Below are 21,547 nucleotides of genomic sequence, written 5' to 3'. Positions count from 1 at the left end.
TTCGGCGTGTGATCGAACGGTGGAACCGGGATCAGGTGCTCGCGCTCGCGCCTGACGCCCCGTCGAGAAAGGCGGCCCAGGGGGTCTCCTCACCCGGCAAGTGGTCGGGTGCGGGCGCCACGGCCGAGGCGGTGTGGGGCGAGTGCGCGGGCAGCGGCTCCAAGCCGTACCGCGCGTGCGTCGACCTGTCGGAGCCCGCCTACCGGTGCAGTTGCCCCAGCAGGAAGTTCCCCTGCAAGCACGCCCTGGGCCTGTTGCTGCTGTGGTCGGCCGACGCCGTCCCCGCCGCCGAGGAGCCCGCCGACTGGGTGGGCGAGTGGCTCGACCAGCGCCGGACGCGGGCGGAGAAGGCCGCGACCGCCGCCACCTCGGCCGCCGAGGGCGGTAAGGGGAAGACCACCCCCGACCCCCGCAGGGCCGAGCAGCGTGAGCAGCGCGTGAGCGCGGGCCTGGCCGAGCTCGAACTCTGGCTCGCCGACCAGGTCAGGCAGGGCATCGCCGGGTCACGGCGGCACGACCACTGGGACGACCTCGTCAAACGTCTCGTCGACGCCCAGGCCCCCGGTGTCGCGGGCACCGTCTCCCGCCTCGGTGACGTGCTGGCGGGGGAGGACTGGCCCGCCCGTCTCCTCGGCGAATACTCCCTGCTGCACCTGCTCTCGGTGGCGCACCGCCGCATGGCCGCCACGCAGCCGTACGGCGCCGGCCACGGTGGTGGGGAGGGCGACGGCGGAGGGCTGGTCCGCACGGTCCGTGACCGGATCGGCTTCCCCGTCGCGAAGGAGGAGGTGCTCGCCGAGCCCGCGGTCCGCGACGTGTGGGACGTGCTGGGGCGCCGCGACTCCGAGCAGGACAGGTTGATCACCCGCCGGGTCTGGCTGCGCGGCAGGAACACGGGCCGGGCCGCCCTCGTGCTCTCCCACGCCCCCGTGGGACAGGCGCTCGACGCCTCCCTGGTCACTGGTGTCTCCCTCGACGCCGAGCTGGCCTTCTACCCCGGCTCCGCGCCGCTGCGCGCCCTGGTCGCGGCCCGTCACGACGGCGCCGTTCCCGTGCTCCCTCCTGTGGGACGCACCCCGGGGGAGGCGCTGGAGGAGGTGGCCCGCGCGCTGGCGGGAGATCCCTGGCTCGACTCATGGCCCGTCGTGCTGGGGGAGGTGACCCCCATGACGGCTCAGGGGAAGACCGGGTCCTGGCTGCTCGGCGGCCCGGACGGTGGCCCGGACGGTGATCCGAAAGGCGGTCCGGGCGATGGTCTGAACCGTGGCCTGCCGCTGCACCCGTCGGCGGGCACACCGTGGCGGCTCGTCGCGGTCTCCGGCGGGCGCCCGCTGACCGTCGCCGCGGAGTGGACCCCGCGGGGGCTGCTTCCCCTGACGACCTGGGACGACCAGGGAAGGGTGATCGTGCTGTGAACTCCTCGTGGAACCCCACGCACGGCTGGGAGGACCTCATCTCGGCCGCGCTCGTCGGCACCGACCGCCGTCCCCTCCCCTCGGGGGCGGCCACCCCGGAGGCCGAGCTGCTCGACCACGCCGCGCTGCTGACCGTCAGGGCGCGCGCCGGTCAGACGCCGCGCGAGGGCCGCCCGCTTGAGGCCGCCCCGCAGGAACGGCAGCCGGAGGTCTCACGGGCGGCCGGTGACAGGCTCGCCCGCATTCTGGGCGGCGAACGGCCGAGACTGCTCACCGAGTGGCTGCAGGCCGCCGCCGCGCGCGGTCACCGGCTCAGCCCGCACCTGCTGCCCGAGCTGCTCGACCAGGCGGCCAGGGACCGGTCGATCCGTCCCCACCTGGGCGTCCTCGCGGGAGCCAGGGGCCGCTGGCTGGCAGGGCTCAACCCCGCCTGGGGCTTCCTGCTCGAAGAGGTCACCGCGCCGGGAGCCGCGCACGAGACGTGGGAGCTGGGCACCTCGGGTGACCGTAAGGCCCACCTCGGCGCGGTGCGGGCGGCCGACCCCGCACGGGCCAGGCTCCTGCTTGAGGAGACCTGGGAGAAGGAGACCCCGCAGGACCGCGCCGCCTTCCTTGAGATCCTGGCCGACGGGCTGTCCCTCGACGACGAGCCGTTCCTGGAGAACGCGCTCGACGACCGTCGCCGGGAGGTCCGTCACGAGGCGGCCGACCTGCTCACCCGGTTGCCCGGTTCCCGCCTCGCGCTGCGCATGGCCGAGCGGGCCGCCGCCTGCCTGCACACGGAGAACGGTGAGCTCCACATCGCCCCGCCCCTGGCCTGCGACGCCGCGATGGAGCGTGACGGCGTCAGGGCCAAACCCCCCAGGGGGACCGGCGAGCGAAGCTGGTGGCTCCAGCAGATCGTGGCCAGGGCACCCCTTGAGATCTGGCCCAGGCTGTTCGGCCGCCCGCCCGGAGAGCTGGTCCGGATGAAGATCCCCGACTGGGGGCGCGAGGTCATGGCGGGCTGGGTCAGGGCGACCGTGCTCCAGGGCGACCCCGAGTGGGCCCGCGTCCTGTTCGCCTGGGACCCACTCGCCGACCTGCTGGCCGTGCTGCCCAGGAAGGACCGGGAGGACGTGGCGGCCGGGTTCGTCCGCAGACACGGCCTCGACGGACAATTGATCATGGTTCTCGGTGGCGCCGCGGCGCCCTGGGGCCCCGACCTCGCGCTGGCGGTGCTGGAGAAGATCCTCCAGGTCTCCGGCACCCAGCCGTGGAACCTCAGCGAGCTGAGCAGGCTCGCGGGCGAGCGCATCGACCCCGCCCTGTACGGCATGGCCGAACGCCTCTCACCCGAACCCCCCATCCAGGAGGTCGCCGCCCTCCTGCGTTTCCGTGACGACATGTTGAAGGAGCTTCAGTGACGACGGTCCTGCGGGCCCACGCCGAAGACCAGTACGCCGACGAACTGGCGATCCTGGCCAAGGACGACGACCGGCCCCGCCCTCCGGGCTGGAAGCTGTCCCCCTGGGCGGTGACCACCTACATCCTGGGCGACGGCGACCGGATCACCCCCAAGTACATCGGTCCGAGGCGCATCGTCGAGGTGGCGGTCGCGACCCTGGCCACCGACCGGGCGCTGCTGCTGCTCGGCGTCCCCGGCACCGCGAAGACCTGGCTGTCGGAGCACCTGGCGGCGGCGGTCAGCGGTGACTCGACCCTGCTCGTCCAGGGCACCGCAGGCACGGCTGAGGAGGCCGTCCGCTACGGCTGGAACTACGCCAGGCTGCTCGCCGAGGGGCCGTCACGGCAGGCACTCACCCCGAGCCCGGTGATGCGCGCCATGTCCGAGGGGCGCGTCGCCAGGGTCGAGGAGCTGACCCGCATGCCCTCCGACGTCCAGGACGCGCTGATCACCGTGCTGTCGGAGAAGACCCTGCCCATCCCCGAGCTGAACGAGGAGGTGCAGGCCACCCGGGGGTTCAACGTCATCGCCACCGCCAACGACCGCGACCGGGGCGTCAACGAGCTGTCCAGCGCGCTGCGCCGCAGGTTCAACACGGTCGTGCTGCCGGTCCCGGCGACCGCGGAGGAGGAGGTGGACATCGTCTCCCGCCGCGTCGAGCAGCTCGGCCGTTCACTGGAGCTGCCGCCCGCGCTGACCGGCCTTGAGGAGATCCGCCGCGTCGTCACGGTCTTCCGTGAGCTGCGCTCGGGGGTCACCGAGGACGGCCGCGCCAAGGTCAAGTCCCCCAGCGGCACGCTCAGCACCGCCGAGGCCATCTCGGTCCTCACCAACGGCATCGCGCTGGCCGCCCACTTCGGCGACGGTGTGCTGCGCCCCGCCGACGTGGCCGCCGGGATCGTCGGCGCCGTGGTGCAGGACCCGGTCTCCGACCGGGTGGTCTGGCGCGAATACCTGGAGACCGTCGTCCGCGAACGCCAGGACTGGCGCGACTTCTACCGGGCCTGCCGTGACGCGGGCTGAGAGGACCACCGTGACGCGGACCGCCGGGGTGCGGGGCGCTGTGGCACGGGCCGCCGGGGCGCGGACCGCCGGAGCGCGGGCTGAGACGGCTCGGGCCGGGGCGGTGCCCGCCGGCACGCGGGAGCCGACCGTCGGGAGGCGCCGGTGAGCGTCTCCGTGCTGGGGGTCCGGCACCACGGTCCCGGCTCGGCGCGCTCCCTGCGGGAGGAGCTGACGCGCCTCAAGCCCGACATCGTGCTCATCGAGGGGCCGCCGGAGGCCGACGACCTGGTCGGGCTGGCCAAGGATCCCGAGCTTCAACCCCCGGTCGCGCTGCTGGCCCACGTCCCCGGTGAGTCGTCCAAGGCCGCGTTCTGGCCGTTCGCGGTGTTCTCCCCCGAGTGGCAGGCGATCCGGCACGCGGTCGAGGCGGACGTCCCGGTCCGTTTCTGCGACATGCCCGCTGCGCACAGCCTCGCCCCGGCCTCCGAGGAGCGGGACGAGGAAGGGAACGAGGAGGACGACCGGGCGCCCGCCGTACGGGCCGATCCGATCGGCGCGCTCGCCCACGCCGCCGGATACGACGACCCGGAACGCTGGTGGGAGGACGCGGTCGAGCACCGGGGGGACACACCGTTCCAGGTGATCGCCGAGGCGATGGCCGCGGTCCGGGAGGGGCACGTCCCCGGCGAGGAGGAGGCCCGGCGGGAGGCCTTCATGCGGCGTGCGATCCGTACGGCGATCAGGGACGGCCACGAGCGGATCGTCGTCGTCTGCGGCGCCTGGCACGTGCCCGCGCTGGCCGGGCCGCCGGACGCCGGGTCACCCGGCGGTGCCTGGGGGGCCGGGCTGCCGACGGCCAAGGCCGACGACGCGCTGCTGCGCGGCCTGCCGAAGGTCAAGGTCGAGACGACGTGGGTGCCGTGGACGTACGGGCGGCTGGCCGCCTGGAGCGGATACGGCGCCGGGGTGACCTCGCCCGGCTGGTACCACCACCTGTTCACCGCGCCCGACCGCCCGGTCGAGCGCTGGCTGACCGAGGCGGCGGGCACACTGCGCGCCGAGGACCTGCCCGTCTCATCCGCCCACGTCATCGAGGCGGTACGGCTCGCCAGGAGCCTGGCCACGCTCAGGGGAAGACCGCTGGCCGGACTCGCCGAGGCGACCGAGGCGGTCAGGGCGGTGCTCTGCGAGGGTGACGACCTGCCGGTCGAACTGGTCCAGCGGCGCATGGTCGTGGGAGAGCGGCTGGGCACGGTCCCCGACTCGACCCTGATGGTCCCGCTGCAGCGCCACCTGCGTCAGGAGCAGCGCCGGGTACGGCTCAAGCCGGAGGCCTTGGACCGCGAGCACGACCTCGACCTGCGCAAACCCCTCGACCTGGAGCGCAGCAGACTGCTGCACCGGCTGCGCCTGCTCGGCGTCGGCTGGGGGACGCCGAAGGAGAGCCGGGGCAAGGGCACCTTCCGTGAGTCGTGGACACTCGCCTGGCGGCCCGAGTTCGACATCGACCTGATCGAGGCGGGCGTGTGGGGCACGACCGTCCCCGCGGCCGCCGTCGCCCGGGTCCATGACCTGGCACGCGGCGGGCAGGAGAAACGGGAGGTCCCGCTGGCCGTCCTCACCGGCCTGGTCGAGCAGTGCCTGCTGGCCGACCTGCCGGACGCGCTGCCGTACGTGATCGAGGTCCTGTCCGAACAGGCCGCCCTGGACGGCGACGTCACGCACCTGATGGCCGCCTTCCCCGCGATGGTGCGCGCCCAGCGCTACGGCGACGTGCGCGCGACCCCCGCGGAGGGGCTGGCGGCCGTCGCCGACGCCATGCTCACCAGGATCTGCCTCGGGTTCGGCGGCGCCGCCGCCGGGCTCGACGAGGACGCCGCCCGCGACCTGCTGAAACACGTCGACGCGGTGCACGCGGCCGTGACCCTGCTCCAGGACGCCCCGGTGCCCGAGGGGGAGGAGTCACCGGCGGCGCGCTGGCTGGGCGCGCTGCGCGGGGCCTCGGGACGTTCCGGCCTGCCCGGGGTGATCGAAGGACGCCTCACCAGGCTCCTGCTGGACGCCGGGGACCTCGAAGCGGGCCAGGTGGGCGCCGTCATGGCCAGGGCCATGTCCGCCGGGCACCCCCCGGCCCGCGCCGCCGCCTGGGTCGAGGGCTTCCTGTCCGGGGGCGGCCTGCTGCTGGTCCACGACTCCCGGCTGCTGGCGCTGATCGACGAGTGGCTGACCGGGCTGGCGCCGGAGACGTTCGTCGACGTGCTGCCGCTGCTGCGCCGTACGTTCGGCGCCTTCGCCGCACCCGAGCGGCGCTCGATCGGCTCCCGGGTCAGGTCACTGGGCACCGGGGAGGGCCCCGCCACGACCGGGGACGCCGAGGAGATCGACGAGGAACGCGCGGCGGCGGCCACGCGCACCGTGCTGGCACTTCTGGGAAGGACGGAGATCGCGTGACGGACGAGAGGCTGCGCCGCTGGCGGCTCGTGCTCGGCGGCGACGCGGACGGCACCGGATGCGCGCTCGGCGGGGTGGACGCGCAGATGGACGGCGCCCTGGCGGCGCTCTACGGCGGTGGGGAAGGCGGCAGGGAGGGCGGTGAGCGGAGCGCGGGCCTCGGCGGCTCCGCACCCAGGGTGGCGCGCTGGCTGGGGGACATCCGCTCCTACTTCCCCTCGACCGTCGTGCAGGTCATGCAGAAGGACGCGGTCGAACGGCTGAACCTCACCCGGCTGCTGCTCGAACCGGAGATGCTCGAGGCGGTGGAACCGGACGTCCATCTGGTCGGCACCCTGCTGTCCCTCAACCGGGTGATGCCGGAGAAGGCACGCGAGTCGGCCAGGGCGCTGGTCGCGAAGGTGGTGGCCGACCTGGAGCGCCGGCTCACCCAGAAGACGAAGGCGGCGGTGACGGGGGCGCTCGACCGCGCCGCCAAGACCAACCGGCCCCGCCGGGTCGCCGACATCGACTGGGACCGCACGATCAGGGCCAACCTGCACAACTACCTGCCCGAACGCGGCACCGTCGTGCCCTCAAGGCTCGTCGGGTACGGCAGGCGCCAGCGCGCGGTCCAGCGGGAGGTCGTGCTCTGCATCGACCAGAGCGGGTCCATGGCGGCCTCGGTCGTCTATTCGAGCGTGTTCGGCGCGGTCCTCGCCTCGATGCGCTCGCTGAAGACCTCGCTGGTGGTCTTCGACACCTCGATCGTCGACCTGACCGAGCAGCTCCACGACCCGGTCGAGCTGCTGTTCGGCACACAGCTCGGCGGCGGCACCGACATCAACCGGGCCATCGCCTACTGCCAGGGGCTCATCACCCGGCCCACCGACTCGATCTTCGTCCTGATCAGCGACCTCTACGAGGGAGGCGTCAGGCAGGAGATGCTCCGCAGGGTGGCCCAGATGACGGCGGCGGGCGTCCAGGTGATCGTGCTGCTGGCGTTGTCCGACGAGGGCGCGCCCTTCTACGACCACGAGAACGCCGCGGCCCTCGCCGCTCTCGGCGTGCCCGCCTTCGCCTGCACCCCCGACGCCTTCCCCGGCCTCATGGCCGCGGCCATCGAGCGCCGTGACGTCGGGGTGTGGGCTGAGCGGGAGCTGGGGGTTGCGGCCACCTGACCCGGTCCCGGCGGGGGCGGTACGGAGGCCCGGCCCCGCCGAAGGGCGACGGGAACGATCAGGGCGCGGGGCAGAGCAGGGGGCCGACGGCCTCACGCAGATCGGGGGAGATGGGGGAGGGGCGGAGGGTGGCCGGGTCGAGCTTCACCTGGACCCGGCGGCCCTCGGCGTGCACGACCGACATGTCGGCAGACAGCACGCGGAAGCCGTACACGAGGCTGGTCGTGCCGAGGTGCTCGACCCAGAAGTGCACGGACGCCTCGCCCACCTTGGAGATGGGGGCGTGGTAGGTGACGGAGAACTCGCGCACCACGAAGAACAGGTCGGCGAAGTGCGGCTCCGAGGGGTCGAAGGCCCAGCCCCGTGCGGCCCAGTAGCCCGAGAGGGCCCGTTCGAGCAGCAGGACATACCGGGCGTTGTGCACGACGCCCATGGCGTCGAGGTCCTCGAAGTGGATCTGGACGGGGTGGACGTGCCCGGGTAGCAGGGCGGTCGTCATGTCAGGCCTCCGGGAGGATGCTGGGGTCGGTCGCCAGGGTGCGGAGCCGGTCGAGCACGGCCCGGCGGGCGTGCTCACGGCTCCGTTCGTGCTGGAGCAGGCGGGTGTGGACGACCACCACCGCGCCGAGTGCCTCGATCTCGAAGGCCAGCTGCCGGGGGTCGGTCTCGGGCCGGAGCTGACCCAGGGCGACGGCCCGCCCGGCGAGCCCGGCCAGCAGGTCCATCCAGTCGTCGATCGCGGCGGCGACGGCGTCACGCACCGGCCCGGGCCGGTCGTCGAACTCACTGCCGACGGCCTGGAAGAAGCAGCCGCCGGGCAGCCGCTCCGAGGCGTAGAAGTCCAGGCGGAGCTCGTGCAGGGCCAGCAACCTGGGCAGCCCCCGTGGCGCGCCCAGGGCGGGCTCGACGATCTGCTCGATCCACTGCCGCCGGGCGTGCTCCACGATCGCGAGCTGCAGGGACCGCTTGTCGGGCCAGTGCGCGAAGAGCCCGGACTTGCTGACGCCGAGCGTCTGGGCGAGCCGGGCGAGCGAGAGGCCTTCGAGACCCTCGACCGAGGCCAGGCGGACGGCGGCGTCGAGCACCGTCCCGCGAGTTCGCTCGCCACGCAGAAGCCGTCCGTCGATCACGCGCCCACCCTAGCAAACAATATGACCGATCGGTCGCACATATTTTCACGCACGGCCCACGGCGCACGGTTCCGCGGGGCGTGGTTCTACGGCGCGTGGTCCTACGACCAAGGGCCGACTCACGGGACCGATGCCGGGGCGGGGCGGCGACCGTAGCGTCCAGTGCATGACTTCCACCGTGGTCGAAGCCCCCCAGGAGGGGATGTTCGCCGAACGTTATCGCGCACTGACGGTCGGTATGGTCGCATTGATCGTTCTGGTCGCCTTCGAGGCGCTCGCGGTCGCCACCGCGATGCCGGTCGTGGGCCGCGAACTCGACGGGATCGCGCTCTACGCCCTGGCCTTCAGCGGGGCGCTGGCCGCCGGGATGGTCGCGACCGTGCTCGGCGGGCGCTGGGGAGACCTGCGCGGGCCGGTGGCCCCGCTCTGGACCGGAATCGGGGCCTTCGCCGCCGGACTGGTCGTGGCCGGGATCGCGCCGACCATGGACGTGTTCGTCCTCGGCCGGTTCATCCAGGGATTCGGCGGCGGGATCTTCCAGGTGGCGCTGTACGTGCTGGTCTCCCGGGTCTATCCGGCACAGATGCACCCCAGGGTGTTCTCGGCCCTGGCCGCGGGCTGGGTCGTGCCGTCCATGGCCGGGCCGCTGGTCGCGGGCGTCGTGGTCGAACATCTCGGCTGGCGCTGGGTCTTCCTCGGCGTGCCGATGTTCGTCCTGCCCGCCGCGCTGCTGCTCTGGCGGGGCCTGGCCGTCGTCCCCGAAGGGGAGCGTGAAGCGGAGACGGGCAAGCGCACCCCCATCGCCAGGCGTCTCGGCTGGGCCGCGCTGACGGCCGTCGGCGCGGCCCTCATGCAGTACGGCGGAGCGGCCCGCGGCGTCGGGCTCGTCCTGCTGGCCGCCGGGCTGGCCGTACTGGCCCTGTCACTGCCCAGGCTGCTGCCGCCGGGCACCCTCAGGGCCGCGCGGGGCCTGCCGTCGGTGATCGCGCTGCGCGGCGTCGTCGCCGGCACCGCCCTCGGCGCTGAGGTCTTCCTGCCGCTCATGCTCACCGGGGAACGGGGACTGTCACCGGCCGCGGCCGGGATGGTGCTCACCGCGGGTGCGCTGGCCTGGGCGTTCGCCTCGTGGGTCGTCGGACGGGGCTGGATCGGCAGAGCGCTGATCCTGCGGGCGGGACCCGTCATGATCGCCCTGGGCATCGCGCTGATGGCTCTGACGATCTTCCCCGAGGTCCCGGTCGCGCTGGCCGTCGCCGGAGAGACGATCGTGGGACTCGGCATCGGAAGCGTCTACCCCACGTTGTCCGTGCTCGTCCTGGAACTGTCGAAGCCTGGGGAGGAGGGGGAGAACAGCGCCTCGATGGGCATCGGCGAGTCGGTCTTCACGGTCGTCCTGGTCGCGGTCGTCGGGGCGATCGTCGCGGCCTTCGGCGCGTCCGGGCCGGTGTACCTGGCCTGCTTCGCGCTGACGGCACTCGTGGCCGCCACGGGCACCTTCGCCGGGGGCCGCTTCAGGACCTGAGCGGGGCGGTCAAGGCTTGAGCGTGGACCATGGCCGGGGACGGTTTGAGGGCTGAGCGGGACGCGGTGGGTGGAGGTCCGGGCCGGTTCGGAGTTTGAGCGCGAGATCCGGCCGGGGGCGGTTTGAGGGCTGGGCGGGACGCGGTCGGGGGGCGGTTCGGAAGCCGGGCGCAGGTCGCGCCGGAGGTGGAGGTCCGGCCGGTTCGGGGCGGGAGCGGTTCGGGGTTTGAGCGTGGTCGGGGCGGGGCCTGGACCGGGGCCGGTTCGGGGCCGAACGTGGGTCGGGGCGGGGGCGGTCGGGGCCCTGAGCGTGAGGCGCGGCCGGACAGGGAGGTCCGTGGCCGTGACACCATGGGGAAGACGCCGAGCGCCTTTCGTGTTGGGAGAAGGAGTCCCGCCCCAGAGCGGGACTCATTGTGTTTCCGAGACGTCTCCCAAGGCGTTTTCCCGATCTGTACGGAATCGAGGGGGTCCATGCCGCGCGTACGTGAGCTTGAGGTGTTCCGGCTGGTTCTGCCCTACGGCAGGCGTCCCGAGGCGGTCCTCGTCCGGCTCACCGACTATGGGGGCATGACCGGGTGGGGGGAGATCGTCGACCCGGGCCCCAAGACCTGGAGGCTCCTGCAGGAAGAGCTGAGCGGCGCGCTGATCGGCCTCGACTGGGAGCATCCCGACGAACTGGGCGACGTTCCCGGCGGACCGGCCGCCGACATGGCCTGCTGGGACCTGTGGGCGAGGATGCGCGGCGTGCCGCTCTCCCACGCGCTCGGCGGTAGCCGTACCTCGCTGATGGCCACCGTCAGGATCGGCGCGGAACGCAACCTGGAAAGCCTGGTCGCACGGGTCAACCGGCACGTCTGCGCCGGATACGCCCACGTCACCCTGGACGTCCACCCCGGCTGGGACGTCGAGCCGCTGCGCGCGGTGCGTCAGGCCTACCCCGCCCTCGGCATCGGCGTCGACGCGCGTGGGGGCTACACCGACGCCAGGGCCCTTGAGGCGATGGACGCCTACACGCTCTCGTCCATCGAGCGCCCCTTCACCGGTCTCGCGGGCCACGCCGACCTGCAGGAACGCGTCGCCGCCCCGGTGCTGGCCGAGGTCTCCTCGGCCGCCGAGCTCGACGAGGCGGTGGTCACGCGCGCAGGCCGGGCGCTGCTGCTGCGCCCCTCGGCCATCGGCTCCCTGCGTGAGGTACGGCGGATGCACGACATCGCCGCCGCGGCCGGATGGGAGATCGCCTGCTCGGGAGGCCAGGGCACCGGCCTGGCCAGGGCGGCGACGGTCGCCGCGGCCAGCCTGCCCGGCTGCGGGCTGCCCTGCGACGTGGCCGAACCCCCGCGCAGCGCGCAGATCGTCACACCGCCGGTGGGTGCCTCGGATGGCGTGATCGCCGTACCGCTCACCCAGCCGGGCCTGGGCCACACGGTCGACGTGAACCGCGTCCGCCGCCTGGCCAAGGAGACCTACGCCGTCTGAGCGGTGGCTCAGTTCATGGTCACCGCGCCATGGCGCGCTCGGTCGGTCGGGCACGACTCACGAGCCGGGACGGTCAACGTTCGCGTTCCCGTCGTAGCCTCTGGATCTCGCGGTGCAGCTCACGCTCACGGTTCGCACGCAGCCGCTCGTGCCACTGTGTCCCCCGTTCGGCGGCCTCCTGGTCCATGCGCGCCTGGGCGTCCGCGACCTCGTTCAGGACGAGCCCGGAGCCGATGAGCGTGGCCAGCACGACGAGGGTGAACAGGCCGACCGGGCCGGTGACGAATATCAGGGCGAGAATCGCGAGACTTCCGAAGAATACGATTTTGGCGGCGTTGTCTATCGCGTCGATGTTTCTGTCGAAGAACGACATTCGTTAACGCTCTCCTCGTGGGGGAGTGGCCTGCTTTCGGGTTCGCGGGGTCGCGGCGGGATGGGAACGGTTTTGACGGCGGGTGGAGTTCCCGGGATGGATTACGGTCTTTCTGTGCCGTTTCCGGGTGATGGGCGATTGCCTTCCGGCCACAGCCCGTGCGCGTACTCCATGAGATCCTCGGTGACGACGCGACGGTGCCTGCCCACCAGCCGGTAGGGGATCAGGCCGGCCTCCAGCAGACTGATCAGGTAGGGACGCGACACGCGCAGCACGTCCGCCGCCTGCTGGGTGGTCAGTTCGGCCCCCGAGGGGATGACCGAAACGCCCCGGCCTCGTGCGACCTGCCTCAGAACGTGGGCGAGCAGGAGGAGGGCCTCGCGTGGGAGAACCAACGGATTTTCGTCACCTGGGTCGGCGGTGAACCGGACGCCGCTCTCGCCGGGATGTCGCCTGAGAATCTCTTCGAGCCACCCGGCGGCGTCGGCCGCTTTTCGGGTGTCCATCGATCCTGGATTGACCGAGAACTTGACGTGAATGCCGGGCACGTCTATCTTCCCCTCGTAATCGCACTATCTGAAACAGGCGAAGCAATCGAAACGGCGGCGGCGCGGCACTGACGGGGGTCGACCCTGCCGCCGTAAATATCCGGCGTTTAGTGTGATATCCAGCTTTTCCATCCACGGTGAGCTGGGGGAGACGGGGTGGCGTGACCGAGCGGATGGTGCCCAACCCTCGGCACGAACGGCTGAAACAACTCCTGAGAGAGGCCGAGTACGGTTCCCAGGAGGTTCGGCAGGCCTATCAGCGCGCCGTTGGAGCGATGCAGTCGGGAAAGGTCTGGACGGGGCCGACGGCCGTCAAGTGGGGCGCCGAGCTTGAGGCGCGGCACCAGCGACTGGGACAGCTCGCCCGGCGGGTCGTGGAGGCGATCGAGGAGGAACTGCGCAGGCAGCCTCCGCTGGTGACCGAGTCCGAGGCGACAGGCGAGAGCCGACGCTGGGACTTCTCCGAGTACTCATGACCGTTGCGACCGCGAAGGAGAGCGTCCCATGGCGTCCACCGGTGAGTTCTGCGGTATCGACCCTGATGAGATGGGACGGTTGGCCGTCTCCCTGGACGGCGCCGCCGCGCGGCTGACCAGGTTCTGCCATGAGCTTGAGGTGAGGCTCCAGCAGGAGAAAGTCGATGTTCCCGCGTTGCGGGAGATCACCACCATCGCCGAGTGGGGCAAGAGCCAGTGCTCCATGCTCTTGGGACGGGCCGATCTGATCAGAAACCTGGGTGACGGCGCCCCCGAACTGGGGGGTGCCGTCGCGACGACGGGCGGTCAGGGGCTTGTTCACCTGCCCGACGACCTGGAGTCGATGGAACGCGCCCAGGGGCTGGCCAGGATGTACGGAAACGACATCCTCGTCAACTACAGCGGTGAGGCCCAGGCCACGCTCATTCATGAGCACGCCGACGAGATCGCTCAACTGGCCGACAACCCGCAGGCCGCCGCCGCCTTCTTCGCTCTGTTGCCGGCGAAGGCTCGTGACAGTCTGCCCAACATCATCGCGGCCACCGGCAGCAAGACCGCCAAGGCAGACCTGGCCGCCTTCGGTAAGGCTCTGGGTGCGGCCCTGAACGCCCCTGTTTTGGTTCCCGCCTTCGCCAAGGTCGGAGAGGACCTGACGAAGCCGGCCGGTAGCAAGATCGCCGCGTGGAACCGTCTCGCGCTGCTCAAGGGGGCGAATGCTCCCGCCAAGGTGCGTAGTGCGGCGGCCCGCGCGCTGGTGCTGGACGACTTCATGAAGAACCCCAAACAGGACTGGCGTGCCGGATCCGTCGAGGCGAGGACGTACGGCCTGCCCACCGACCTGGTCGCGCTGGGACTGGAGGTCCTCGCCGGGGACGGGGCGGCGGCACGGGAGGCGTTCGCCACGATGGGCGGGCCGGACGTCAAGCTCAGCCAGGTCGAGAAGATGAAGCGCTTCCTCGACTACGCCGACCACGCGGGCACCGGGGACGAGGTGGCCGCCGCCTTCGGCCGGGTGGTGGAGTCGGGCGCCGAGGTTGCGACGGAGAAGCCGGGACAGCACAGCCAGGCCGCCGCCGTCTTCGCCATGGACGCGATGCTGGCCACCGGGCCGTTGGGAGACTCCATCCCCGAGCCTGCCCGGGAGTCCATGGTCACCCTCGCCACGTCCTACATCCACGAACTCGCCTCGGGCGCCCGCTTCGACAAGGCCGTGGATCGGGCTTCCGGGCTCAAAATGCCGGAGAATTGGGTTTCCCTTCCCGGTGTGACCCCGGCGTTCTACCTCAGCGTCGGGGACACCTATCGCTTCATGAAAACCTTCACCGGAGTTGAGGGACTCACAGCTCGCTTCGACGCGACTGCGGCTCAATTCCGCTACGGCGCGCTGGTAGAAGCGGCCAAATTGGATAAGCGTGAAAAGACTCGAAACTTCGAGGACACAGCGAGAATGTTCGGCGGTTTAGCTGGGATGGAGTTCAAGGCGACCTTGGACACGCGGGGGGAAAGAGACGCGACTGATGACTTGATTCGGGAGATCACCAAGAACACCTTCTCTCTTGGGGTCGACAAGATCCCCGTTGCGGGTTTTCTCACTGATAAGTTCTCTGAGAAGCTCTCCGAGAAGGCGATTAACTTCATCAACGAAAGCTGGGGTTTGACCAAGACCTACTATGTCAGCGGGCTTCTTGATGATTGGGCCGGGAGCTTTGAGACGAGAGTTGAGGCTGCCACCGGGGCTCGGTCGGATTTCATCCTTCGGCAGAAGTATGACATGGCGTACTTTCTCTATGAAGCGGAATATCCGGCGAGTGATCCACCTTCGGAGCTCATCAGTAAAGAGTCGGGGAAGCTTAAGACCTACGACGAGCTTCTAAGCGAGGCAAAGAAGGAGGCTGGGGAGGGTAACAAATGGGAAGGGGCGCTTCGGAAGAAGCTGGCGCCTTATGAGCACTGGCTGGATGGTAATGATCTCCTCGACAAAAAGATTGAGGATGCGTCCGACTTCCAGATCGGTGAAAGAGCCAAGGAAGACCTGAGGGTCTGGGGGTAAGGGTTTCTGTTCACCGAGACAGGCATGAGGTTGTCGCGTGAAGTCGCCAGGTAGGGGACTCGGGAGCCACGTACACGGTAACCTTGATACCCAGGTTTTCTTTGGTTCCATAGATGAATCTCCCGTCTTCGGCTTCGTTCTGACTTGAGTCGAATTCCAGCTTGTATCCCAGCTCTCGGGCCAGTCTGTTTTCCATCAAAGTTTGAGCTCGTTCCAGGTGGTTGGCCAGCGGTTCGTTGGTGCGTTCGTAGTCCGCTGTGGCGCGCATCACTCGTTTGAACTTATCTTTGTCGCAGGGGATGTCCTTGTCCGCTCCCTGCAGGATACGAAGTTTGTTAAGTGGATTTTTGAAGGCTTCCTGCAGGAGGCGGGTGTCCTTCTGGAGTTCTGCGGTGGCTTCCTTCAGGGAGGGTTCGGAGGCGGTACATCCCGAGGCCGCGATTATCAGCGTCAAGCCGATGGCCAGTGACCGGGCGACGCGCATGCCTTACCTCCGAAAGTGCGGTTGATGCTGAGACATACCGATCTTCGCCTAGTCGGATCGCCTCCGCCACGTTCTTGACCGTATTCGGTGTCAGAAGCCGGAGATTCGGAACCAGACCGATCGGGTGGTCTCACCGCGGTGCGTCCCCCATGTGGTCGCGAGCAGATTCACCAGCCAAAGGCCGCGTCCGCCGTCCTCGTCGAGACCGGGTATCCGGACGATTGGCGCACTGGTGGACGAGTCGTCGTCGGTCACCTGCACGTGGACGTCGCCGGGAGCGTACGTCATTCGTACGGTCACCTGCCCGCCCGGCGTGCGTCCCGAGTTCGAGTGGGTGACCGCGTTGGTGGCCACCTCACTCAGCAGGAGTAGCACATCGTCGAGAACCGGGCCGGCGATTTGCCCGGTCAGGAGATCACGTGCCCATTTTCGGGCGATGGGAATGGATATCTCCTTTCCCGGGAAGTTCCGCTGCCAGGTGTCGTGAGGCGCCTTCGGTCGGGTGTCGCCGTAATGGCCGATCGGATTGTTTCCTCTCATGCGCCCACCTCCGCCATGATGACGTCGGCGGCGTTGTCGGCGTGGGCCGCCACCCATTTGCCTCCCGGCCACATTCGAGCCCACCACGGACGCCAGGTGAAGGCCCAGCCGGAACGCCATATGACGATGACGCGGGCCAGGGTGCCGGACGCTGACCGCACTTCCAGAACCGGTTCACCCGCTGTGGGAAGGACCAGGACGACGCAGGCGCCGAGGGTGCGCATCGTCCGGCCGAGCCGGACCAGGTGGTCGAATCTCTCGCGCTGCTCGCCAGGCGTCACGGCCGGGTTCCGGAATGCTTTCCGGCGTGCCCGGCCGGGAGACCGAATTTCATCGGCGTATTCATTGGAGGGTTGCTTCCTTCCCGGTGCAGAGGTGATTGATTGCTTTCTTCTTCGCTCCTCCCGGCGATAGGGGAGTGCGTTTATGATGCTCCCCTGATGCCTGGTCGGGTATCTGTTCCGCAGTCCAGAGCAGGGTGGATGATGACAGCCGTTGGTCTGTCCCGGACTGAATTCGGTATCGCCGACTAAACAATAAGTCCGTTTTTTATAATTCGGGAGGGAATGCGATGGAAGTGGTGCCGGCGCTCGATCCCGCGTCTCCGCGTGTGCGGTTCGGTGTCGAACTGCGCCGTCTACGGGAGGGCGCTCAGCTCTCACAGGCCGCCGTGGCCTCCCGTCTTGGCTGCACCCAGACCCAGGTGAGTCGCCTGGAGAAGGCCACCCGGAGCCCGTCCAAGTCCGACGCCGAGCGGCTGGACCGGCTCTTCGGCGCCGAGAGCGGCGTCTCCTTCGTCCGACTCTACGAGCGCATCACCGCCCAACCCGGTGGCCCGGTCTGGTTCCGGAGCTGGGCCGAGGAGATCGAGCCCACCGCCCGCGTCCTCCGCTCCTGGGACCCCCTCCTCATCCCGGGACTCCTCCAGACCGAGAGCTATGCCCGGCACCTCTTCCTCCAGGCCCCTCAGATCGCCCCCGACGAGGCGGAGGAGCGGGTTCAAACCCGTATGCGGCGGCAGCGCATCCTGGACCAGGAGAAGCCTCCCCTCCTCTTGGTGCTCGTTGATGAGGGAGTGCTTCGCCGTAAGGTCGGTGGATCTGAGGTGATGCGTGAGCAACTTGGCCATCTACTTGAGGCAGTTCGGCAGCCGACCGTTTCTGTTCAGGTCGTCAGTTCGGAATGCCTGACGGGTTTGCTGGGCGCATTCATGATCGCCGAGCTTCCAAACGGACAGTCGGACGTCATTCACGTGGACTCTTCGATCGAAGGTCAGGTTACGGCGGATACTGATTCTGTGACTGCGATCTGGAAGCGCTATGAGGCGATACGGGCTTGGGCCTATCCTGAGCACATATCCATGAAAATGGTTGAGGAAGTGAGACAAGAATGGATCTGAGTGCCGCTGTATGGCAGAAGTCTTCGCGTTCGGGAGACAACGGCGGTCAGTGTGTGGAGGTCGCCGTTAACCTTCCCGGAGTGATCGCCGTCCGTGACAGCAAGGACCCGGACGGCCCGAAACTACTTTTCGCCCCCGCCGAATGGAACGCCTTCGTCGGCGGGGTGAAGAGCGGAACGTTCGACCACTGAGCAGGAAGGCCGCCTTGACCGATGGCGGGGGGTTACCCCGCCATCGATCGTTTCGCTCAGAAGAGAGATCCTCGGGTGGGAACAGGCCGTCGTCGATGACGAAACCGGTCTCCAACGGTCCCGAGCCTGTGCCCTGTGTCTGAGTCAAAGGGGGACGAGGCTGCTGTTCGCGTGGTGCCCGTCTGTCTTTTGGCCCTGACGCTCTTCCCGGAGCTGCGGATGACCGTCTCCGGCTCCTTCAGGTGGCGGTGGTGGTTGAGCGTCAGGAGCTTGTCGAGGATGTCGAGGCGGGCCTGTGGACCGATCACCCAGCGTGCTCCCTGAACGTGGTCGTGGAACCCGTGGTCTAGGTCATTCCGGGCGTTTTCCTCGGGAGTACTGGCGTCGGTGAGACGGCCTGTCTCAGCTCCCGATCTCGGCCGCTTGGTCCTCGGCGAGGCCGACGACATCCCGAGAAGTCTTCTGCGACCGGCCACGACCTGAGGTCGTTCGCTGTGGTGCGCTGGAAAGTCCGTCAGGTGGAGGGGCCAGGTCAGGCGCAGCCTTCGTTGATCTCCTTGACCGGGGCCGGTTCCGTCGGCTTGCCCGACTTGGAGGCGGTTCCTGTGTCCCGCGCGCCGCTCGGGCCGGCGGTGGCACCCGAAGAAGCAGTGGCGCTCGGAGAAGAGGTGACCCCTGGCGTGGCGGTGGTGCCTGAGGTGGGAGTCGCGGGGGCGGCGAGTCGTTCCCGGGACGCCGAAGCGGCGGACGAGGTGTGGACGGCCTTGGCGGTGAAGGAGCGGATCTTGGCCCAGTCGGGGTAGCCGGTGCTGATCAGCGGCGGGACGAACTGGACGCTGGTCACCTCGGCGCTCTTCACCTTCAGGGCCAGCGGCACCAGGTGCTCCAGCATCGGCCGTGGGATGTCGGTCTGGAGGAGTTCCCTGGTGGCCAGCGCGATCCGGTTGAACCGGGAGAGCACGGTCGCCGGGTCGGCCTGCTGGAGCAGGGCGCTCAGCACGCAGCGCTGGCGGCCCATCCGGGTGTAGTCGTCGCTGAAGGTGCGCGAGCGGGCGAACCACATGGTGTCCGCCCCGCCGAGCCTGCGGGTCCCCGCCTTGACCAGGCCCTCGTTGTACTTGCCGAAGACGATGTCCTGCGGCACGGTCAGCCGCAGGCCGCCGATGGCGTCGATCAACCGGGCCAGGCCCCACATGTTCACCAGGGCGTACCAGTCGACCCGCAGGCCGAATGTGTATCCGACCGTCTCCATGAGAGTCCTGGCACCCTGGTTCTTGCGTCCGCCGAAGAGCTCCGGGTGGGAGTCGGCGTACTCCCAGACTGAGAACAGCAGGTCCTCGCGGGAGCCGTCCGGGTTGGCGGGCAGCCGGAAGCCGTTGGGAAAGCGCTTGGCCATCGGGGAGCCGGGGACGAACCGGATGTTCTCCAGGTTGCGCGGCAGGCCGAGCAGTACGGTGTTGCCGGTTCTGACGTCGATGCTGGCCAGGTTGATGCTGTCGGTCCGTACGCCGACCCGGTGGGTGTCGGCGTCACCGCCGAGCAGCAGGATGTTCACCCGGGTCCTGCCCTCCCACGGATCGCTCTCCTGGGAGGAACTGGCCCGGGGGGCGGGGGTGGCCGGCGGGGCGCTGAAGATCCGGTCGAGCGCCGACTGCGAGACCGTGGCGTACTGCCCGGCCAGGCCGAACGGCAGCACGACCGTGATGGCGAGCAGACCCGCGATCACCCCCGCGACCGCCTGCGCGGGGCCGCGGAGCATGCCGGGCCGAAGCACCGTGAAGGAGTGCACGACCAGGACGAACCAGGCCAGGCCGAGGACCGGGGCGCCGATCGTGATGGCGGACAGCCAGGTCGAGGTGACCAGCAGCCCGGCCAGGTCTCCGAGGTCGGTGGTGAGCAGCACCCACAGCACGCCGAGCAGCAGCAGGGCGTAGACCGACAGCAGGGCGATCCCGGTCCTGCGCCATCCCGCCCGTAGGTGCCCCGCGCCGGGCAGTATCGCCGACAGGGCCGTCCAGCCGACGACCGCGCCGAGCCTTCGCGGCCCCCGTGGTCCCGGTCGCCTTGATCCGTCCTGCACCCGCTTCCCCGATCTCCCCACGCGCTTGAGCGCCGCAGGGGAGATGGTAGGGCGGGTGCCGAGGCCGAGGGGCGACGTACGGATGAACACCTTGGAAAAGAAATCCGCCTTTATCCTGACATATTTCCTAAGGCTGTGACTTCCTTGGCCGAAACCCGGTCCGGAGGTGACCATGCGCTTCGGCAAACCAGACCTTTCCGGAGGGCCTCTACCAGGGGAACCTCTACCAGGGGAAGGAGAACAGGTCGTAGTAGGCCGCGGCGACCAGCAGCAGGCCGGTCCCGCCGAGCACCCCGATGATCGCGGCCCACTGCGGGCGGCTCGGCCGCCAGCCCTCCCGCAGCCCGGAGACGACCGCCGCGCCGGCCGTGACCTCCTGCAACAGCATGAGTACGGCCAGCATCCTGATGACCAGCCACCCGGCGAGCACCGCGGGCCAGGCCCCCGCCTGGTTGACCGAGAACAGCACCAGCAGGGTGATGAGCGCGACCACCGAGACCAGCAGTCCGGCTCCGGTCCACGCCATCCGCCGGAACCTGCGCCTGACCGGTGGCCAGACCCTGGCGCCGGTCTCGCCGGACGGCCGCCCGCGCAGCCGTAGCACCATCTCGGTCACCGGTCCGACCACGTAGCCGACCGCGGTCAGGCACAGCGTCATCCCCAGGACCGCCCCGCCCGCGTACCACGGCGCCGCGGGGACCTCGCTGGCCTCGTAGCGCTGTACGGGTGTCGCGCCCGCGATGTGCACGGCGGGTCTGGCGGTTCCCGGCAGTCCCGTGACCCAGTTGGCCAGCGTCTCCAGATACCCGGGCGCGAAGGGGCCGCCGTGCAGGCGCATGCCGTGGTCGGCACCCTTCAGATAGCGAATCGTGTAGTCGGGGTTGCCTCCCTCGGCGAGCGCGCCGGTCAGGGCCTTGCTGCTCTCGACGAACGGGATCGACGGGTCGCTCGTGCCGTACAGGGCCAGGACGGGGGCGCGCACCCTGCGCAGCGCGGGCATGCCGTCGTGGCGCAGGAAGTTCATGTGCACCGCGCTCATCGCCCTGACCAGCAGCTCCCTGGTCCCCGCGGGGGCGTGCAGCCGGTCGAGCTGCTCGCCGAGCGCCCAGGTGACCTGGCGTAACGGTGAGACGTTCGGCGCGGAGACCAGCACGGTGAACCCGACGTCCCGGCTCCTGGCCGCGGCGATCGGCGCCACCCAGCTGCCCTCGCTCACCCCCCACAGGCCGGTCCTGGCGGGGTCGACGTCGGCGCGCAGCCGCAGCCTGGCCAGCAGGCGCAGGGCGTCCTCGGCCAGCAGCTCGAAGTCGCGGTTGCGGAAGTCGTAGCGGACGGTCCGCTTGTCGTAGACGAGCGTGACGATCCCCGCCCCGGCCAGCCACTCGGCCTGGTCGGTGAACTCGTCACGCACCCCGGGACCCGCCCCCTGGACGAAGACCAGGGCGGGATGCCTGCCGGGGGACAGCGGCGCGCGGATCGTCGCGTCGAGCGTCGTGTCCCCGGCGTCGACGGTGATGTCCTCAACGGAGAAACGCCCGTTCGCCGAGACCGGCCTGGTCTCCGCGGCGGGCTGGGCGGGGAGGTTCTGGAAGATCGGGTCCACGTTCAGCGGCGGCGGATCGAAGGGAGGCGGCAGGGTGTAGCCGACCGTCGCCAGGGCCAGCAGGACCACACCCGCGGCCACGCTCACCACGCCTCGGCCAGCTCGCATGCCGATCGCTCCCTGGTCGTTGTTCGCCTCCGGGAGAAACGTACGATCTTCAGCGTACCCACGGCCGGTCACACCCGACAGGACGAA

Annotated in this window: 20 protein-coding genes; 11 read left to right on the top strand and 9 right to left on the bottom strand. The window is 69.9% G+C overall.

Translation table 11 applies throughout. The features are described 5' to 3' along the window. Positions 1–8: 8 nt before the first annotated feature. The 5 genes from ACIBVQ_RS19965 to ACIBVQ_RS19945 all read left to right on the top strand — a co-directional run bounded on the left by ACIBVQ_RS19965 (position 9) and on the right by ACIBVQ_RS19945 (position 7,478). Entirely contained in the window at positions 9–1,415 is a 1,407-nt protein-coding gene (locus tag ACIBVQ_RS19965; RefSeq protein ID WP_399179046.1) for an SWIM zinc finger family protein, read from the top strand. Continuing rightward, positions 1,412–2,821: a DUF5691 domain-containing protein gene (locus tag ACIBVQ_RS19960; protein ID WP_399179044.1), complete on the top strand. Its 1,410-nt coding sequence runs from the start codon at positions 1,412–1,414 to the stop codon at positions 2,819–2,821. Before ACIBVQ_RS19965 ends, ACIBVQ_RS19960 begins: the two co-directional genes overlap by 4 nt. After that, entirely contained in the window at positions 2,818–3,885 is a 1,068-nt protein-coding gene (locus ACIBVQ_RS19955; RefSeq protein WP_352011498.1) for an AAA family ATPase, read from the top strand. Before ACIBVQ_RS19960 ends, ACIBVQ_RS19955 begins: the two co-directional genes overlap by 4 nt. Before the next feature lie 144 nt (positions 3,886–4,029). After that, positions 4,030–6,318, top strand: coding sequence for a DUF5682 family protein (locus ACIBVQ_RS19950; RefSeq protein WP_399179042.1), 2,289 nt, complete (start codon positions 4,030–4,032; stop codon positions 6,316–6,318). Continuing rightward, positions 6,315–7,478, top strand: coding sequence for a VWA domain-containing protein (locus tag ACIBVQ_RS19945; RefSeq protein ID WP_352011500.1), 1,164 nt, complete (start codon positions 6,315–6,317; stop codon positions 7,476–7,478). Before ACIBVQ_RS19950 ends, ACIBVQ_RS19945 begins: the two co-directional genes overlap by 4 nt. Before the next feature lie 58 nt (positions 7,479–7,536). On the opposite strand, the gene ACIBVQ_RS19940 is transcribed toward ACIBVQ_RS19945, so the two are convergent. Continuing rightward, on the bottom strand, positions 7,537–7,977 hold the full coding sequence (locus ACIBVQ_RS19940; protein WP_362775643.1) for a thioesterase family protein: 441 nt from the start codon (positions 7,975–7,977) through the stop codon (positions 7,537–7,539). A gap of 1 nt (position 7,978) precedes the next feature. After that, a complete protein-coding gene (locus tag ACIBVQ_RS19935) occupies positions 7,979–8,608 on the bottom strand; it encodes a helix-turn-helix domain-containing protein (protein ID WP_352011502.1) in 630 nt (209 codons plus the stop codon). Positions 8,609–8,774: 166 nt separating this feature from the next. On the opposite strand from ACIBVQ_RS19935, the gene ACIBVQ_RS19930 reads away from it, so the two are divergent. Together ACIBVQ_RS19930 and ACIBVQ_RS19925 are read left to right on the top strand one after the other, a co-directional pair. Then, entirely contained in the window at positions 8,775–10,130 is a 1,356-nt protein-coding gene (locus ACIBVQ_RS19930; protein WP_399179039.1) for an MFS transporter, read from the top strand. Positions 10,131–10,603: 473 nt separating this feature from the next. Continuing rightward, a complete protein-coding gene (locus tag ACIBVQ_RS19925; protein WP_399179037.1) occupies positions 10,604–11,608 on the top strand; it encodes an enolase C-terminal domain-like protein in 1,005 nt (334 codons plus the stop codon). A 73-nt stretch (positions 11,609–11,681) separates the two neighbouring features. Here ACIBVQ_RS19925 and ACIBVQ_RS19920 read toward each other — a convergent pair whose 3' ends face one another. Together ACIBVQ_RS19920 and ACIBVQ_RS19915 are read right to left on the bottom strand one after the other, a co-directional pair. Next, complete coding sequence (locus ACIBVQ_RS19920; protein ID WP_352011505.1) at positions 11,682–11,981, bottom strand: hypothetical protein; 300 nt, start codon at positions 11,979–11,981, stop codon at positions 11,682–11,684. Positions 11,982–12,082: 101 nt separating this feature from the next. Beyond that, entirely contained in the window at positions 12,083–12,487 is a 405-nt protein-coding gene (locus ACIBVQ_RS19915; RefSeq protein WP_399179035.1) for a helix-turn-helix domain-containing protein, read from the bottom strand. A 203-nt stretch (positions 12,488–12,690) separates the two neighbouring features. Between ACIBVQ_RS19915 and ACIBVQ_RS19910 the strand changes: the two genes are divergently transcribed. Further along, positions 12,691–13,005, top strand: a complete 315-nt coding sequence (locus ACIBVQ_RS19910) for a hypothetical protein (protein WP_352011507.1) — start codon at positions 12,691–12,693, stop codon at positions 13,003–13,005. A 28-nt stretch (positions 13,006–13,033) separates the two neighbouring features. Continuing rightward, positions 13,034–15,055, top strand: coding sequence for a hypothetical protein (locus ACIBVQ_RS19905; RefSeq protein ID WP_399179032.1), 2,022 nt, complete (start codon positions 13,034–13,036; stop codon positions 15,053–15,055). Between the two features lie 10 nt (positions 15,056–15,065). Here the strand turns inward: ACIBVQ_RS19905 and ACIBVQ_RS19900 are convergent, their stop codons facing one another. The 3 genes from ACIBVQ_RS19900 to ACIBVQ_RS19890 all read right to left on the bottom strand — a co-directional run bounded on the left by ACIBVQ_RS19900 (position 15,066) and on the right by ACIBVQ_RS19890 (position 16,360). After that, on the bottom strand, positions 15,066–15,539 hold the full coding sequence (locus ACIBVQ_RS19900; RefSeq protein ID WP_399179030.1) for a hypothetical protein: 474 nt from the start codon (positions 15,537–15,539) through the stop codon (positions 15,066–15,068). A 90-nt stretch (positions 15,540–15,629) separates the two neighbouring features. Next, the gene (locus ACIBVQ_RS19895; protein ID WP_399179029.1) at positions 15,630–16,079 is read right to left on the bottom strand and encodes an ATP-binding protein; all 450 of its coding nucleotides are present in this window, start codon (positions 16,077–16,079) and stop codon (positions 15,630–15,632) included. Continuing rightward, positions 16,076–16,360 carry a hypothetical protein gene (locus ACIBVQ_RS19890; RefSeq protein ID WP_399179027.1) on the bottom strand — a complete coding sequence of 95 codons (285 nt, stop codon included), beginning with the start codon at positions 16,358–16,360 and terminating at the stop codon, positions 16,076–16,078. Before ACIBVQ_RS19890 ends, ACIBVQ_RS19895 begins: the two co-directional genes overlap by 4 nt. 290 nt (positions 16,361–16,650) lie before the next feature. Here ACIBVQ_RS19890 and ACIBVQ_RS19885 point away from each other — a divergent pair, with 290 nt between their 5' ends. Both ACIBVQ_RS19885 and ACIBVQ_RS19880 read left to right on the top strand, forming a co-directional pair. Next, complete coding sequence (locus tag ACIBVQ_RS19885; RefSeq protein WP_399179025.1) at positions 16,651–17,478, top strand: helix-turn-helix domain-containing protein; 828 nt, start codon at positions 16,651–16,653, stop codon at positions 17,476–17,478. After that, a complete protein-coding gene (locus ACIBVQ_RS19880; protein WP_399179023.1) occupies positions 17,469–17,669 on the top strand; it encodes a DUF397 domain-containing protein in 201 nt (66 codons plus the stop codon). Before ACIBVQ_RS19885 ends, ACIBVQ_RS19880 begins: the two co-directional genes overlap by 10 nt. A 532-nt stretch (positions 17,670–18,201) precedes the next feature. Here ACIBVQ_RS19880 and ACIBVQ_RS19875 read toward each other — a convergent pair. Both ACIBVQ_RS19875 and ACIBVQ_RS19870 read right to left on the bottom strand, forming a co-directional pair. Continuing rightward, positions 18,202–19,749, bottom strand: a complete 1,548-nt coding sequence (locus ACIBVQ_RS19875) for an LCP family protein (RefSeq protein ID WP_399179021.1) — start codon at positions 19,747–19,749, stop codon at positions 18,202–18,204. A gap of 223 nt (positions 19,750–19,972) precedes the next feature. Then, entirely contained in the window at positions 19,973–21,460 is a 1,488-nt protein-coding gene (locus tag ACIBVQ_RS19870; RefSeq protein WP_399179019.1) for an alpha/beta hydrolase family protein, read from the bottom strand. Positions 21,461–21,547 lie beyond the last annotated feature (87 nt).

Source organism: Streptosporangium sp. NPDC049376 (assembly GCF_044466505.1).
Taxonomy (GTDB): Bacteria; Actinomycetota; Actinomycetes; order Streptosporangiales; family Streptosporangiaceae; genus Streptosporangium.
This window is presented reverse-complemented; position numbering and strand designations above follow the sequence as displayed.